Annotated in this window: 15 protein-coding genes and 1 tRNA gene; 2 read left to right on the top strand and 14 right to left on the bottom strand. The window is 41.1% G+C overall.

The features are described from left to right. Nucleotides 1-93: 93 nt before the first annotated feature. Nucleotides 94-1,125 carry a sensor histidine kinase gene (locus G4407_RS06570; RefSeq protein WP_101872282.1) on the bottom strand — a complete coding sequence of 344 codons (1,032 nt, stop codon included), beginning with the start codon at nt 1,123-1,125 and terminating at the stop codon, nt 94-96. After that, nucleotides 1,122-1,814: a response regulator transcription factor gene (locus G4407_RS06565; protein WP_007890426.1), complete on the bottom strand. Its 693-nt coding sequence runs from the start codon at nt 1,812-1,814 to the stop codon at nt 1,122-1,124. The genes G4407_RS06570 and G4407_RS06565 overlap by 4 nt, the downstream gene beginning before the upstream one ends. A gap of 228 nt (nt 1,815-2,042) precedes the next feature. On the opposite strand from G4407_RS06565, the gene G4407_RS06560 reads away from it, so the two are divergent. Next, nucleotides 2,043-2,402 carry a helix-turn-helix transcriptional regulator gene (locus G4407_RS06560; protein WP_101872283.1) on the top strand — a complete coding sequence of 120 codons (360 nt, stop codon included), beginning with the start codon at nt 2,043-2,045 and terminating at the stop codon, nt 2,400-2,402. Between the two features lie 198 nt (nt 2,403-2,600). On the opposite strand, the gene G4407_RS06555 is transcribed toward G4407_RS06560, so the two are convergent. From G4407_RS06555 to G4407_RS06500, 12 genes are all read right to left on the bottom strand, one after another. Continuing rightward, a complete protein-coding gene (locus G4407_RS06555) occupies nt 2,601-3,008 on the bottom strand; it encodes a hypothetical protein (RefSeq protein ID WP_101872289.1) in 408 nt (135 codons plus the stop codon). 7 nt (nt 3,009-3,015) lie between these two features. Then, complete coding sequence (locus G4407_RS06550; protein ID WP_005349852.1) at nt 3,016-3,312, bottom strand: hypothetical protein; 297 nt, start codon at nt 3,310-3,312, stop codon at nt 3,016-3,018. 9 nt (nt 3,313-3,321) lie between these two features. After that, entirely contained in the window at nt 3,322-4,320 is a 999-nt protein-coding gene (locus G4407_RS06545) for a DUF6017 domain-containing protein (protein ID WP_101872286.1), read from the bottom strand. Between the two features lie 78 nt (nt 4,321-4,398). Next, complete coding sequence (locus G4407_RS06540) at nt 4,399-5,301, bottom strand: ParB/RepB/Spo0J family partition protein (RefSeq protein WP_101872287.1); 903 nt, start codon at nt 5,299-5,301, stop codon at nt 4,399-4,401. Further along, nucleotides 5,291-6,076, bottom strand: a complete 786-nt coding sequence (locus G4407_RS06535) for a ParA family protein (RefSeq protein WP_055148854.1) — start codon at nt 6,074-6,076, stop codon at nt 5,291-5,293. Before G4407_RS06535 ends, G4407_RS06540 begins: the two co-directional genes overlap by 11 nt. A gap of 14 nt (nt 6,077-6,090) precedes the next feature. Continuing rightward, nucleotides 6,091-7,056, bottom strand: coding sequence for a ParB/RepB/Spo0J family partition protein (locus G4407_RS06530; RefSeq protein WP_055160129.1), 966 nt, complete (start codon nt 7,054-7,056; stop codon nt 6,091-6,093). 326 nt (nt 7,057-7,382) lie between these two features. After that, nucleotides 7,383-7,456: transfer RNA gene (locus G4407_RS06525), tRNA-Arg, on the bottom strand. A gap of 784 nt (nt 7,457-8,240) precedes the next feature. Then, a complete protein-coding gene (locus G4407_RS06520; RefSeq protein WP_173688225.1) occupies nt 8,241-9,119 on the bottom strand; it encodes a DUF3881 family protein in 879 nt (292 codons plus the stop codon). A gap of 15 nt (nt 9,120-9,134) precedes the next feature. Then, nucleotides 9,135-10,415: a serine--tRNA ligase gene (gene serS, locus G4407_RS06515; protein WP_173688224.1), complete on the bottom strand. Its 1,281-nt coding sequence runs from the start codon at nt 10,413-10,415 to the stop codon at nt 9,135-9,137. Nucleotides 10,416-10,707: 292 nt separating this feature from the next. After that, a complete protein-coding gene (locus G4407_RS06510; protein WP_173688223.1) occupies nt 10,708-11,250 on the bottom strand; it encodes a DUF4446 family protein in 543 nt (180 codons plus the stop codon). Between the two features lie 3 nt (nt 11,251-11,253). Continuing rightward, nucleotides 11,254-12,150, bottom strand: a complete 897-nt coding sequence (locus G4407_RS06505) for a ParB/RepB/Spo0J family partition protein (RefSeq protein ID WP_173688222.1) — start codon at nt 12,148-12,150, stop codon at nt 11,254-11,256. Between the two features lie 2 nt (nt 12,151-12,152). Next, complete coding sequence (locus G4407_RS06500; RefSeq protein ID WP_173688221.1) at nt 12,153-12,920, bottom strand: ParA family protein; 768 nt, start codon at nt 12,918-12,920, stop codon at nt 12,153-12,155. Between the two features lie 653 nt (nt 12,921-13,573). On the opposite strand from G4407_RS06500, the gene G4407_RS06495 reads away from it, so the two are divergent. After that, nucleotides 13,574-14,527: an alpha/beta fold hydrolase gene (locus G4407_RS06495; protein ID WP_243868775.1), complete on the top strand. Its 954-nt coding sequence runs from the start codon at nt 13,574-13,576 to the stop codon at nt 14,525-14,527. The last annotated feature ends 366 nt before the right edge of the window (nt 14,528-14,893 follow it).

Below are 14,893 nucleotides of genomic sequence, written 5' to 3'. Positions count from 1 at the left end.
TCATTGAAAATTGAGGTGAAATGTTACAACGCTCGGACATTTCATTTTATCTCTGCACTTCGGGCCAACTTGACCCGAAGCAGAAAGTTTCTCTCAACGCAATGGAAGCATAATGGAAAATTCCGAACCCTTGCCCGGCTCCGAAACCACTTTGATATAGCCGCCCTGACGCATTACGATCTCGCGGGCCAGATACAGGCCAATGCCCACACCCTGCTGTTCGTGTACTTCTTCCTCACGATAGAAGCGCTGGAAGATAGCAGCCTGATTGCTTTCGGAAATGCCCTTGCCAGTGTCGGTCACTTTGATTTCCACATACATTTCCCACAGCACCACAGACACAGCGATTTTCCCGCTTGCCGGGGTGTACTTCACCGCATTGTCCAGCAGGTTAAAGAGGGCTTCCGATGTCCACTTGCTGTCATGGGAAACGGTCAAATCCTCCGGGCAGTCCACGGACACGGCGATTTCCTTTTTCTCCGCTGCATACACGATCCCACTCATGGCCTGTGCCACGGTATCAAAGAGGCGGCCCGGTTTCTTGTCCAACTGGATCACGCCTGTTTCCAGACGGGAGGTTTTCACAAGGGCCTGAAAGAGAAAGTCCAGCTTATCCGTCTGGCTGCGGATTCCCCGGATAAAGTCGGTGCGCTCTGCCTCGGCCATAGGCTTTTCCAGCAGGGTGTCCGTCGCCATTTTCAGATTGCTTACCGGCGTTTTCACCTGATGGGAAATATCCGATACAAGGGTCTGTAACTCCTGCCGTTCCTCGTCCACCCGGCGACGGTTCTCCTGCATGATCTGGTAAAGCCTTGCCAGCCGGTGTCCGATTCTGGCAAGCTGGGTTTCGCTGTCCTCTGGCCGCTGGGGCGCTTCATTTCCGGCAATCATGTGGTCTAAGGTCTGGCACAGGTCAGCGGTAAACTGTGATAACCGTTTTCCAAACGCCTGCGTCAGTACAAAAATCCCTACAAGGGCGCACAACAGCAACGCCCCGCCCGTCAGCAGCACCGCCGTCTGTTTTGTCACAAGAAAAAGGGCTATGGTGATCCCGGACATGGAGAGGGCAAACCCTATTGCCACCCGGCCAAACAGCCGCTTTACCGAGAGGTTTTGAAACTTCATTTTGCCTCGCCTCCCGTCCATTGATAGCCCATGCCGTAAACGGTCTTGATGTAGGGCGCGCCGCCGTCGGATTCAATCTTGCTGCGAATCCGGCTGATAGAAGTTGTCAGGGTGTGTTCGTCTACAAACCTTTCGTCTATATCCCACAGCTTTTCCAAAAGCTGCCCACGGGTCAGCACTTGCCGGGGATTTTTGCGGAACAGGTTCAGCATTTTGTACTCCATCGGGGATAGGGTCAGGGGCTTGCCATTTAAGGAAGCCGTCTGTTCCGAGAAGTCCAGAAACAGCCGCCCGTCGTCGTAAATGTCCTTGGCCGGTTTGTGGTGTTCCAGCATGGCGAACATGGCTTTGATTTTCCGCTGCAAGGCCCCGATCACAAAGGGCTTTGTGATGTAGTCCACCGCGCCCACCTCATAGCCCCGTATCTGGTCGCTCTCCTGATCGTTGGCGGTCAGGAAAATCACGATGGTATCCGGGTGCTGGGGCTTTATCAGCTTGCACAGTTCAAAACCGTTCCCGTCCGGCAGGTTGATGTCCAGCAGCACTAAATTAAATTCCCGCTGGCGGATGGCTTCGGCTGCGGTTCTGGCATTTAGGGCAGAAGTCACGCCGTAGCCGTCTGCGGTCAGGTTATAGGCCAACATCTTATTCAAAAAACTGTCGTCCTCGACAATTAAAATCTGCTTCATATCCTCACTTCCTTTGCTTTTTGCAGATAGTATAACAGGCAAATGTCCGTGAAATGTTACAGCGGACGAATTTTTGAAAAAATTATTTCTTCATAAATTATATAGCCTGTTGGCTTTTACATAAAGATTTTACAAGTGAATAGTGAAATGAAATACTACCTTACATAAAGTTTCATTACATTCTCATAATCCAACCCGAAATGTACAATGATATAGGGTGATATGAGAATGAACCAAGATGAAAGAAGGTTTGACTTTCACGGCCTCGGGGCAGCTCTCAAAAGAGCCAGAGAAGAAAAGGGCTGGACACAAGCCTACGTTGCGGAATTAGTAGACCGTGACTCCCGTACCATTATGAATATTGAGAACAAAGGTCATTATCCCAGCTTCGACCTTTTTGTTAAACTCATTACGATGTTTGACGTTTCAGTTGACCAGTTTATTCATGCGGACGGAGGGGCAAGGTCAAGTTCTTGCAGAAAGCACATTGATGTGCTCCTAAATTCTATGAATGAAAAAGAGCTTGTTGTAATAGAAGCCACAGCCGAGGGCATTAAGAAAGCCAGAGAAACGGAGGTTCCAGAATAAGGGCCTCTGTTTTTTTGCGCCATTTTAGGGGCTGTCGCTAAGTGGCAAGCAATAACAAACCCAATCATATTGTTTCTCCTTACAAACCGCATTAAAACCATAATGAGACACATTCTTGTATTTCCCAAAATCGAGATTTACTAATCCTACAAATTTCGATTTGCACATCAAATCGTTTTCTTCATTCTATCATAACTTCTATTGATCCACCATCAGTCTTTCGAACCAGGTATCCATGACAATGATAAACTGGCCTGCTCCTGGCAATTCTTGCAGCATTTCATCAAGAGTTTTCTGTTTCACATATTTCTGCACATACACCCAACAGGCAACGCTACTGGCTTCTGATACAATGTCAGCTATGGTTTTGCGCATAAGCTCTTCAAATTCAGCAATTTCTTCTTTTGGGACAACATCATACAGGGTTGGTGTCTGATGACTTAATTTTACTCCATTTTCATTTGCATCTTTAAGCAGATTCTTAACTTTTTCTCTTGAATTCTCCGGTACTTTCATGTACTCCCACATAAATGCTACCATATCAGATGGTGTGTCTTTTTTTAGTGGTGGTAACTGAATATAATCATTGTTTTCACTCATTTTCATATTCTCCTCACGATATAATAAAATCAATAATACGTTCTCTTGTCATGTCCAGTACAGTATCTACGAACACTCCTGCAAAAAGGATCAGATACAGAATAACACTCAGCGAAAACAGGAATGCAACCTGTACCCAGTCATGGTAACAGTATGCAGTCGCTATGATCAATAAAGTGAATATAAACCCAAGGATTCCTCTGACAACCGCATAAGTCTGTACTGTCATTTTTACTGCCAAGCCGATCACAAAAAGGATCAGCCATACCGGCAGTAATAATATCTTCCCAACAAGTTTTAAAATAAACATGTGCACCTCCTATCTTACCAGTCCTGGCATATCATGGTTCACCTCTGCCTGATAATACCCGTTCATCGTTGACGGTGCATTAAACAAAGCTGCTAATAAATATTTCTTGATGTTCTTCACCTTTGTGGTGTTACCACTCATACAGTGTAAGACATACTCGATATGTGAATAGGTCAGCATCAGAAATTTTTTCTTCACCAGTGATGCCGGATACCAGTTGCTGGCAATCAAGATCTTGTCATTTTTACACATCACAGTCTCTACAATCAGGTTCACGATTTCATCTACCTGCCGCATATCGTCACGATGGGTTACTTCCAGTGATTCATAATCAATGGTCTCTTTGACAAGGTTTTCATAAGCCTGATAATCCTCAGAGCGATTATCGCTATCAAATCTTTTCTCATCCACAGATATGATATGATTAGATTTATTATCATTCATTTCAGTATCACTAAGATTAGTATTATTAGGGTTTGAAATGTAAACTTCTTGAAGTTTGTTTTCGGGACTTCTAGAAGTTTGATTTTGGGACTTCATGAAGTTTGAATTGTAAACTTCTGCGGGTTCCTCATTTTCCACAGAAGTTTGTTTTTTAAACTTCTTTAATTCCTCTTCAAATTTTTTCTCATCTGTTTTCTCAGGCATAAAGGTTTTCACGTAGATGACGTTTACCTTTCCAAATCCCTGTCTGCGTTTCTCAATCAGGCCAATCCCTGTTTCGTCATCCAGTTCTCTCATGGATTTGATGGCTTTATTTCTGCCACAGTTCAGTAATTCCATGATATCTTCGATGGAAAAGTAGATATATGCTCTATTTTTGTCGTCAAACCACTGATTCTTGATGGAAAGAGACATTCGATCCAACATCAGTCCATATAAAATTTTAGCATCGCTTGATAAATCTTTAAAGTAACTGTCTGTAAATAATGCTTTTGGTATGCGGTAGAAGCTGAACTGATCAGCTTCAGTACCGTAAAAATAATTAAATGTCATTTTTTTCTCCATAATTTCCTCCTTTCATTTTCTGCTAAGAAGTCCTCTTTTTAAACTTCTTTGACTTTGTTTTCTTAGCTTTTTCTATCCTTAACAGGACTGTTCCTGCATCCATTTTTCTAATAATGATTCAATCACCTGCTCCATATCTTTGGCTGTATAATCATCCGGAAAGTACTTTGTCAGTTTCTTTTCTGAGAAAGTAAGAGACCGGGATACTTTCTTTGCCATCACACAGTTATTGAAAATTGATAACATCTGGATCTGATTGATTGGTCCATCATTCAGCTGATTTCTGAGTGCTGCAATCTGTTTTGGCTTGATAAATCCGGTGTCGCTGATATATTCGTAAATCCATTCCTGTACTTCCTTGTCGATATAGGAGATATCGACAGCAACCGTGAATTGAAGCTTTTTGTTATCTACCAGATCAAGAAGTTCCGGAATTAATTCTGTCAGTCGGATATACCGCTGAACACTTCGTGCACTTTCTCCAACCTGTTCTCCTAATAACTGATCTGTTCTCGACTTCGTGCCACTTTGGCACAAAGTTAAATCTGTCCGACTCCCCTGTCTTTTCATTGCATCAAGTTTCATCTTATAAGCAAAGGCTTTCTCACTGGGCAACAGTTCCTCTCGCTGAATGTTAGCGTCCACCATCGCAATCACGGCATCATCATCCGATAATTCTCTTACGATTGCCGGAATAGTCGTAAGTCCTGCAAGCTGTGCTGCATGCATTCTTCTATGACCGGATACCATTTCATATTCTTCATTATCATCCATTCGAAGCAGTACCGGTGTCAGTACTCCATTGATCCTTACACTTTCAACCAGATCCTGCATCTTTTCATCATCCAGCACCTTGAACGGATGATTTTTAAACGGATGGATCTTACTGATTTCTATCTCCATTGCAGATTCTTCATTTACCACACCCAGCAGTTCATCAATGCTTGCCAATTTAATCTTTTCGCCACTTCTATTTTTCATTTTTCAAAACCTCCTGTGTTAAGTTCTTATATGCTTCGGCAACTTTTCCTTTCGGGCAGTGCATGTAGATGCTTTTTCCCTCTGCACTGGTCTCAGCAGCTTTTACAGACATCGGGATCACATTTTCAAATACCTCGATCTGACTTCCGTAGGTTGTATGTACTCTCGATGCAATATCCCTTGCGTAATTGGTTCTGAAATCTACCATGGTCAGGAGAATGCCCTCAATCGCCAGTTTCCGGTTCAGTCTTTTCTTTACTGTAAGAATGGTCTTGATCAGCTGCTGAAGTCCTTTCACCGGCAGATATGCGGCTTGCACAGGTATCAACACAGAATCGGAAGAGACCAGTGCATTGATTGTCATCATACCAAGGCTCGGCATACAGTCGATCAGGATATAATCGTATCGGCATCGTATCGCATCGATATATTCTTTCATGATCATTTCTCTGCTCATAACATTTCCCATCGTTACTTCCAGTGCGGAAAGCTCAATATTTGCCGGGAGAAGATCTACATTTTCCTGGTGATGTAAAATCCCATCTTCCAGAGAGATTTCTTCTTCGTTGATGACATCCATCATGATCGTTGCCAATGTGATGCGAAGATCATCCGGTTCCTCATATCCAAGACTTGCGGTTAAACTTCCCTGTGGATCCGCGTCGATCAACAACACTTTCTTACCTTCTCTTGCCAGTCCAATGCCTACATTTACGGTTGTGGTGGTCTTTCCGACGCCACCTTTCTGGTTTACTACGGATATAACTTTACACATGATTTCTTCCTCCTTTAACTTTCCCATGATTCTTTTTTCCATAATTTCAACAGTGCCAGTATTTCCCGTTTCATCATTGCCGGTGTATAAGAATTTGGAAAATACTTGTGCAACTGCTCGTTTGTGAATGCCACTCTTGTGATCTCACCCTTTTTCACTTCACACATGATCTCTTCCATCTTTTCCAGTGACAACTGTTTTTCTTTACTCAGTTGCCGGATCCTCTGGGCCTGTGAGAGTGATGGGATTGCCTGTGCATACTCCATTGCTACAAGCAGTTCTCTTTGTTCTTTTTCACTTAATGCAGCTATCTCTACAGCCGGACAAAAAGAAATAATCTCATCATCCAGTTTCTGCAACATTTCCGGTATCAGTTTTGTCAGTGAAATATAACGCTGCACTTGTTTTGGGCTATCACCACAATCTTCACTGATGATTTCTATTGCCCGCTTTCTTGGTGTTTTGTGGTCAACTTGGCTCTTTTTTCGACCACTTTTTCTTTTTAATACGTCATTCTTCAGTTTGTAAGCAAAAGCTTTTTCACTGTAGCTGATCCGTTCTCTGTGAAGATTGGAATCTACCATGCTCAAGATGGAATCATCTTCACTTAATACCCGGATGATTACCGGTACTTTACGGTATCCCAGTTTCTCCGCAGCATGTTTTCTTCTGTGACCGGATATGATCTCATAGTATCCATCCGGTACTGGTCTGACGATCAGCGGATTTAAAATTCCATACTTCTCAATGCTTTCCTGCAAAAGAAACATTTCCTTATCATCTTTTACCTGAAACGGGTGCTCTTTGAACGGACGAAGACGCTCAATCTCAATTTCTATGATTCTTTCTTCGTTTTCTCCTGATTGTCTGTTTGGCTCAGTCATCTTGACTCCTTTCCTCCAGGATTCAGGAAATAAAAAATGCCTGCCTGGAACTTTTATAGATAGTAAAGTTCCAAACAGACATTGCTGTTTGACCATTAGCTACAGCTAATAGAATTGAATACTGTTTCAGCTAATTCATGTTTGCAGGTTTTGGAAAGATTGTTTCTTTTCCCGCCTTTTCTCTGATTTACATCCCCGAATAAGGGGTGACAACGGAGCGGAACCCAAATGTTAGCTGGACTTCTTAAAACCCATGTTTGCAAACCGGTAATTTTGATTAGCTGTCAGCTAACAAAAATCGGATTGCGTTAGCTGGAAATTGATCATTTTGAATGGAATTTTGTGTCACGAACGTGATTAGAAAATAACAAAAGCGTTCGCTGTCAGCTAATCCAGCTAACATTTTCGAACGCTTTGAAGCCCGTCGCCAAGAGGATTTGAACCTCCGACCCCTCGCTTAGGAGGCGAGTGCTCTATCCAGCTGAGCTATGACGACACATGCCGCAAACCCTTGATTTTACTGGGTTTCTGGGATTTTTCCCTTCGGCCATATATAAGATTATCAACTCTTTTTTCGAGTTGTCAATCTACAGATTTTTTCGATTCGGTAACATTAGAACGTTCCCCAAATTGGGGAATGCTTTGTTGTCACCTTTGGCATTTTTCAGAATAGATTCGAACTGAAAGTTGTTTTTCATTTTTTCCCCTTGTGGAATGCCTCGGCTTTCTCTTAGGAGGCGAACCCTCTATCCTACTGAGGTACTGAGACACATCATATTCAGTTAGCAAAAAATCTTCGTCCCAACAAGCGCTTAGGAGATGCTTGTTATACTCATTTAACTAATAGAACATATACATATATCATACCTTTTGAACATGAAAATGTCAAATGCTTTTCTAAGAGGATGATCATGGTGTGAGGTAACAGAGCGGGATTTGGTATGTGAAATAGCTTTTACAGGACTTTTTTATGTAAAGCCGAATGTCCTGAAACGCATATACAGATGTTGGGGCCAAAAGGTATTTTGACCCCTTTGATACCAGATTGCTACGTGCTTTGCACTCTCGCAATCCTCAAAAACAATCGTAATCCGCTCATTTTTCTTTGAAAAATGGCTACTTACTCATGTTTTGGCAGGTCAAGAGGTCAAAAATCCTCTTGCAAGCAAGCTTGCATCGGCTTTCTGACCTTTTGACCCTGGTATCATATACAAAAAGCACGACCATTTTTCAATCAAAAGAAATTTGGTCATGCTTTTTATATAAGTCAAAATTCTTTCCTAAAAATTAATATGCCCCTGCAGCCAGATCTGTGCCTTTAGCCGTCTTCCAACTGCCGGTTCGCCAATCACCTTTTCAACCGGTACGCATACATCAAATTGAAGCTCATTGGTTTCAACTGTAAGAACATAAAGTTCTTTCCCGGTAAGAAGATTTTCGATGGTATCGATATTCAGAATCTCACCAAGGATCGCATACTGGTCACATTCAAGACCAGATGGCATAAAATGCGTATCGACAATACTGTAAATATCTTCCCCACGGATCCTTTTTGATACTGCAGCATAGGTGTCGATGTCGTCAAGTGTAAGGCTTTCAATGGCATCGGGATTTCCTTCCTTTGCTGCACTCATAAGCATCATCCGGTTGCGGAGATCTTCCGCTCTCTTGTCCACAGCGCCTTCATCCTTTGTGACCGGAAGCAAAATTTTCCCACTTAAGGCAAGCCCGGAAAATGTTACAGAGATTGAACTTTTGTTCAGACCGCCGAGAGTGGCTTCTTTTATGTACTCCATTCCGTTCTGGATATGGAAAATGATACTGCAGCCGAGCTTTACATCCTCGCAGACACCAACATAGATCGGTGAGGATGCTTTCTGCTCTACTGCAATATCAGCATAAGAGCTGACTCCACTGCCTGAAAAATATGGGAAATAGCATTCTCTGCGGAACTCTTCATCATTTTCATCGATAAAGCCGCAGGAAGAAATGCCAATTCCGTTGCCGTATTCCCTGCGAAGCTCACAGAGATCTGTGTGTTCGTCCAGGGCAATACGGTCATATCCGGAAAATTTCTTTTCGGATTCAAGAAGAATCTGATACCATTCGCGTTCAGATGCGATATCGTGGAATCCGATAGCGTTTAAATATTTATGCAAAATTTACCTCGTTTTCTATCTGATTTCAGACTTACCGCCCATGTATGGACGAAGTACTTCAGGAATGCGGACAGAACCGTCTGCCTGAAGATTGTTCTCGAGAAATGCGATCAGCATTCTCGGAGGAGCTACCACTGTGTTGTTCAGTGTGTGTGCGAAGTATTTGTTTCCGTCGCTTCCTTTTACACGGATGCCAAGACGTCTTGCCTGTGCATCACCAAGGTTAGAGCAGCTTCCTACTTCAAAGTATTTCTTCTGTCTTGGAGACCATGCCTCTACGTCACAAGATTTTACTTTAAGGTCGGCAAGGTCACCTGAACAGCATTCCAGTGTACGAACCGGGATATCAAGAGAACGGAACAGATCAACAGTGTTTTTCCATAACTTATCATACCATTCTTTGCTTTCTTCCGGTTTGCATACAACGATCATTTCCTGCTTTTCAAACTGATGGATTCTGTATACACCACGTTCTTCGATTCCATGAGCTCCTTTTTCTTTACGGAAGCATGGAGAATAAGAAGTCAGTGTCTTTGGAAGTTCAGTTTCATCAAGCATGGTATCGATGAATTTACCGATCATAGAATGCTCACTTGTTCCGATCAGATATAAGTCTTCGCCTTCGATTTTATACATCATAGAATCCATTTCGGCAAAGCTCATAACGCCTGTAACAACATTGCTTCTGATCATGAAAGGTGGGATACAGTATGTGAATCCACGATCGATCATAAAGTCACGTGCATAAGAGATAACTGCTGAGTGAAGACGTGCAATATCTCCCATCAGATAATAGAAACCATTTCCGGCAACCTTTCCTGCACTTTCAAGATCGATTCCGTTGAATTTTTCCATAATTTCTGTATGGTATGGGATCTCAAAGTCCGGAACAACCGGTTCACCGAATTTTTCAATTTCAACATTCTGGCTGTCGTCTTTACCAATCGGTACAGATGGATCGATGATATTCGGGATAACCATCATATCTTTTTTGATTTTTGCTTCTACTTCTTTTTCTTCAGCAGAAAGTTCTTCCATACGGGTAGCGTTTTCCTGAACTTTTTTCTTAAGCTCTTCTGCTTTCTCTTTTTCGCCATGAGCCATGCATGCACCGATTTCTTTGGAAACTTTATTTTTCTCAGCGCGAAGTGCTTCTACTTCACCTTTGATTTCACGGTTTCTCTTGTCAAGCTCGATTACTTCGTCTACAAGTGGAAGCTTTTCATCCTGGAATTTTTTCTTGATGTTTTCTTTTACAACATCCGGGTTCTGTCTTAAAAATTTAATATCTAACATAATTGTTCTCCTGTCTTATTCCTTTATTTTTTTATATTTTATGATGTAAGTGCCAAAAGGTATTTTGACCCTTTGATACCAGATTGCTACGTGCTTTGCACTCTCGCAATCCTCAAAAACATTCGTAATCCGCTCATTTTTCTTTGAAAAATGGCTGCTTACTCATGCTTTTGGCGGGTCAAGAGGTCAAAAATCCTCTTGCAAGCAAGCTTGCATCAGCTTTCAGACCTTTTGACCCTGGTAACATCATCTTATTCTATTGCCTGAGGATTATCAAGGGATTCAGGCAAAATTACTGTGGTTTGATCGCATCCTGTACATCCGGATCATACATTTCCTGGTAAACGGCCTGATCTAGTGATTCGGCCTCTTCTTCAGAGAGTTCAATGTAACTTTCACCACGCACAATTTCTTTTATATAAGTGTAACAGCCATCTCGGCTGTGCATGGAATTGAGGATCCATCCATTGTTGTCATTGTCAAGCATTGTGAGGGCAAAGCTGAGTTTTCCACCCATTTCACCGAAAGCATCGTATTTTACAATACCGACTTTCTGATAGCTGCTTCGCAACGCACGATACAATATGCGGATATCCGCTTTATTCTCGTGGGCAATATTGGAAAGCTCATCGAGCTCATTGAATCTTGCGATGAAGCTTTCTTCAAGCGTTTTGCCGTCCTGTCCACGCATGAATACGTTATAGCTCGATTTCAGACGGTTGTATTTCATATTGACATTAATATAAAGAAGAAACATCAATATGATCAGCATGATAAGAAAAAGAAATATATACGCCGGATCAATTCCAAGTGACTTTAGAATTTTACTTTCCATATATTATTTTCCTTCCTGTATTGACATTAACAATTCAAATATACGTTCCAGATCGTTGTCCGAATAATATTCAATTTCAATTCTGCCTTTTCCGTTTGCTTTATGATTGACATGGACTTTGGAACCGATGATTGACTTTATACGTTCCTCCAGATCTTCATATACAAATGCATTCTGGATAACAGGCTTTTCTTTTTCTTTTTTGGGTTTCTTTAGTTCTTTGACAAGTTTTTCAGTATCCCGGACACTGAGCTTCTCATCAAATACTTTATTGGCAAGAATGTACTGCTGCTCTTTATCCTCGATTGCAAGAAGAGCACGTGCATGTCCGGTTGAAATCATGTCATCGATGATCATCTGCTGTACTCTCTCGTCCAGCTTTAGAAGACGCATGGAGTTTGTAACAGCAGTTCTGCTCTTTGAAACTCGCTCGGCTACCTCGTCCTGTTTCAGACTGAATTCATTTAGCAGGCGTTTGTATGCCTGCGCTTCTTCGATTGGATTCAGATTTTCACGCTGAATATTTTCAATAAGAGAAATCTCAACGATTTCCTGATCTGTGTATTCTTTAATGATGACAGGAACCTCTTTGATACCGGCCTGCTTTGCCGCACGCCAACGACGCTCGCCGGCGATGATCTCGTAGTAATCGTTCCGTTTCTGAACAATCAGTGGCTGCAGGATTCCAAACTGTTTTATTGAATCGGCAAGTTCCAAGAGAGCATCTTCCTCAAAATGTTTTCTCGGCTGGTCACGGTTTGGCTCCACATCATTGATCTTCATCATGATTGGTCCGGCATTCACTACTTCTTTTTTAACCGGTGCAGTATGTTTTGCGGTTTTGTTTTCTTTGATTAAACTATCCAGACCTTTTCCAAGTCCGCCTCGTTTTGCTGTCATGCTTACTCTTCTCCTTTATGAATTACTTCATCTGCTAATAACATATAACTTTCTGCTCCTGTTGAACGAGGATCATATAAGTTGATTGGTAAACCATGACTTGGGGCCTCTGCAAGTCGTATATTACGTGGAATGATAGTTTTGTAAATTGTCTGATCAAGATTATCTTTTACATTTTCAACAACTTGCAGAGAAAGATTGGTTCTGGCATCATACATGGTAAATACAACACCTTCCATTTCAAGGTTTTCATTCAATCTTTCTTTTACAAGCTCGATTGTTTTAATCAGCTGGCTCAATCCTTCGAGTGCATAGTATTCACATTGTATTGGAACCAATACTGTATCTGCTGTAGTCATTGAATTGATTGTCAGCATACTAAGTGAAGGTGGGCAGTCGATAATGACGTAATCGTAATTACTTCTTATCTTAAGCACCTCATCTCTTAAAATGTATTCTTTGTTCTCGGTATCGAGCAACTCTATTTCGGCGCCAGACAGATCAATGTTTGCGGGAATTACGTCGAGATTTTCAATCGCTTCTTTCTGTAACACCTGATCTATAGTGGCTTCGCCGATTAAAAGATCATATACAGTATAGTCAACATTATCCTTATCTATACCAAGACCACTGGACATATTTCCCTGTGGGTCCATGTCGATTGAGAGAACTTTCTGCCCTTTCGCCGCTAAACACGAGGATAAATTGATCGCTGTTGTAGTTTTTCCAACACCACCCTTTTGGTTGGCAACGGCAATTATTCGTCCCATTGTAATTACCTCCTTTCTAATAGTGTGCAAATATATATGAAGTCTTATTTACATCTAGGTATAATTGTAGCACTAAACTTTATCTAAATCTACTAAATGTTTCACGTGAAACATTTATTTCGGCATTTTTTATAAATAAGGGAATGTTTCACGTGAAACATTCTACATAAAGTGAAATGTAAAAAATGTATGAAAATATTATGATACCAAGGTTAACAGGTCAGAAAGCCGATGCAAGCTTGCTTGCAAGAGGATTTTTGACCTCTTGATCAGTCAAAAACATGAGTAAGTAGCTATTTTTTAAAAGAAAAATGAGCGGATTACGAATTTTTTTGGGAATTGCGAGAGTGCAAGCATGTAGCAATCTGGTATCAAAGGGGTCAAAATACCTTTTGACACCAACCTCATATTATGGATAAAAGAAAATATATTTGGCTATGAGCAACTGAAAAGAGGAGACGAAATGTTTCACGTGAAACATTTTGTCGAAAACCAAGGAACAATAACATGATGTAAATCTTTAAACTGTGAGGAGATTATGGTATACTTATCTATAAGCCGCAAGGTGGAATAATAGACAAAACAGATATTATTTGCGAGTATGATCTTGCTGAATCGGAACAAAAAAGATTCGGAGAAGGGAGCAATTGACAATGAAAAATAAATTGAAAAGTTGCGCGATTTTAGCAACACTTGGTACGATTACAATCCATCTGATAAATAAAACGCTTATAGAAATGGCAACAAAAGACAGTTTGTTAAACTTATCTGAAGGAAATTATTATGACTGGAGATTTGGAAAAATCTATTATAGAAAACAGGGAAATGGTAAACCACTACTGCTTCTTCATGATCTGGATGCAGAAAGCTCTGGCGTAGAATGGAAAAAAGTAGCAGCAATTCTTGCAGAAAAGCATACTGTTTATACCGTGGATCTGCTAGGCTGTGGGCGATCTGAAAAACCAAATATTACTTATACTAATTTCCTTTATGTACAAATGCTGACGGATTTTATTAAACATATCATTGGCGAAAAGGCAGATGTTGTGGCTACAGGAGAATCGGCTGCTATTGCAGTTATGGCATGTGCAAATGATGAAAACGTGATTGGAAAGATCTGTATGGTGAATCCACTGTCACTTACGGAACTTGCAAAATGTCCGAATAAGAGAACCAAGACGCTGAAGTTCCTTATCGAAATACCGATTATTGGTACGCTGCTGTACAACATTATTCATTCAAAAGAAGCGATTGATGAAAAATTTGTGGATAAGTATCTGTACGACGAAGATGCGGTAGATTATCAGATGACGAAGATATATCATGAATCTGCTCATAATGAAAACGCACATTCAAAATATTTGTTTGCAAGCATCAAAGGTGGATATACAAAGACAAATATTTATCATTGCATTCGCAAGGCGACAAATAGTATCTGCATTATCTCTGGACAATATGATGAAAACAGTATTGAAATTGCTAAACAATATCAGAAGCATGTGCCTGCTATAGAATGCATGTGTATAAAGGATACGAAACATCTTCCTCAAATTGAACAACCGGAAGAATTTGCAGAACAGCTGGATATCCTTTTCTCTGCTGAATAATATAAAGTACTTTCAGGTACACAATATAGTCAAATGCGGGATGTACACCGAAGCGTACATCCCGCATTTGGTTATATATGGTTCTTGCCCAACTTTTATGATTATTTAATAACAAAATGTTGGGGTCAAAAATCCTCTTGCAAGCAAACTTGCATCGGCTTTCTGACCTTTTGACCCTGGTATCATAACAAACAGAACTGGTGCTTATTCTGCTCATGAGCACCATGAAAACCGACATGCAACTCTAGAAAATTTCTATGTAAAATGTCTTTCTCTGAAAAACACAACGAAAGGATGATTATTGGGCTTTTTATAAAAATGATCAAGCTAAATGAAAATAAAAAATCAGATTTTAAGCGGGTAAGA

The organism is Allocoprococcus comes (assembly GCF_013300725.1).
Classification (GTDB): Bacteria; Bacillota; Clostridia; order Lachnospirales; family Lachnospiraceae; genus Allocoprococcus; species Allocoprococcus comes_A.
Note: the sequence above shows the minus strand (reverse complement) of the source record. Positions and strands in the feature narration are given on the sequence as shown.

Excerpts from the sequence above, each read along its gene's own strand:
- G4407_RS06540 (WP_101872287.1), bottom strand. The coding sequence starts at position 5,301 with ATGAAAAATAGAAGTGGCGAAAAGATTAAATTGGCAAGCATTGATGAA.
- G4407_RS06530 (WP_055160129.1), bottom strand. The coding sequence starts at position 7,056 with ATGGTCAAACAGCAATGTCTGTTTGGAACTTTACTATCTATAAAAGTT.
- G4407_RS06495 (WP_243868775.1), top strand. The coding sequence starts at position 13,574 with ATGAAAAATAAATTGAAAAGTTGCGCGATTTTAGCAACACTTGGTACG.
- G4407_RS06555 (WP_101872289.1), bottom strand. The coding sequence starts at position 3,008 with ATGAAAATGAGTGAAAACAATGATTATATTCAGTTACCACCACTAAAA.
- G4407_RS06500 (WP_173688221.1), bottom strand. The coding sequence starts at position 12,920 with ATGGGACGAATAATTGCCGTTGCCAACCAAAAGGGTGGTGTTGGAAAA.
- G4407_RS06550 (WP_005349852.1), bottom strand. The coding sequence starts at position 3,312 with ATGTTTATTTTAAAACTTGTTGGGAAGATATTATTACTGCCGGTATGG.
- G4407_RS06570 (WP_101872282.1), bottom strand. The coding sequence starts at position 1,125 with ATGAAGTTTCAAAACCTCTCGGTAAAGCGGCTGTTTGGCCGGGTGGCA.
- G4407_RS06560 (WP_101872283.1), top strand. The coding sequence starts at position 2,043 with ATGAACCAAGATGAAAGAAGGTTTGACTTTCACGGCCTCGGGGCAGCT.
- G4407_RS06510 (WP_173688223.1), bottom strand. The coding sequence starts at position 11,250 with ATGGAAAGTAAAATTCTAAAGTCACTTGGAATTGATCCGGCGTATATA.
- G4407_RS06565 (WP_007890426.1), bottom strand. The coding sequence starts at position 1,814 with ATGAAGCAGATTTTAATTGTCGAGGACGACAGTTTTTTGAATAAGATG.
- G4407_RS06545 (WP_101872286.1), bottom strand. The coding sequence starts at position 4,320 with ATGGAGAAAAAAATGACATTTAATTATTTTTACGGTACTGAAGCTGAT.
- serS (WP_173688224.1), bottom strand. The coding sequence starts at position 10,415 with ATGTTAGATATTAAATTTTTAAGACAGAACCCGGATGTTGTAAAAGAA.
- G4407_RS06505 (WP_173688222.1), bottom strand. The coding sequence starts at position 12,150 with ATGACAGCAAAACGAGGCGGACTTGGAAAAGGTCTGGATAGTTTAATC.
- G4407_RS06535 (WP_055148854.1), bottom strand. The coding sequence starts at position 6,076 with ATGTGTAAAGTTATATCCGTAGTAAACCAGAAAGGTGGCGTCGGAAAG.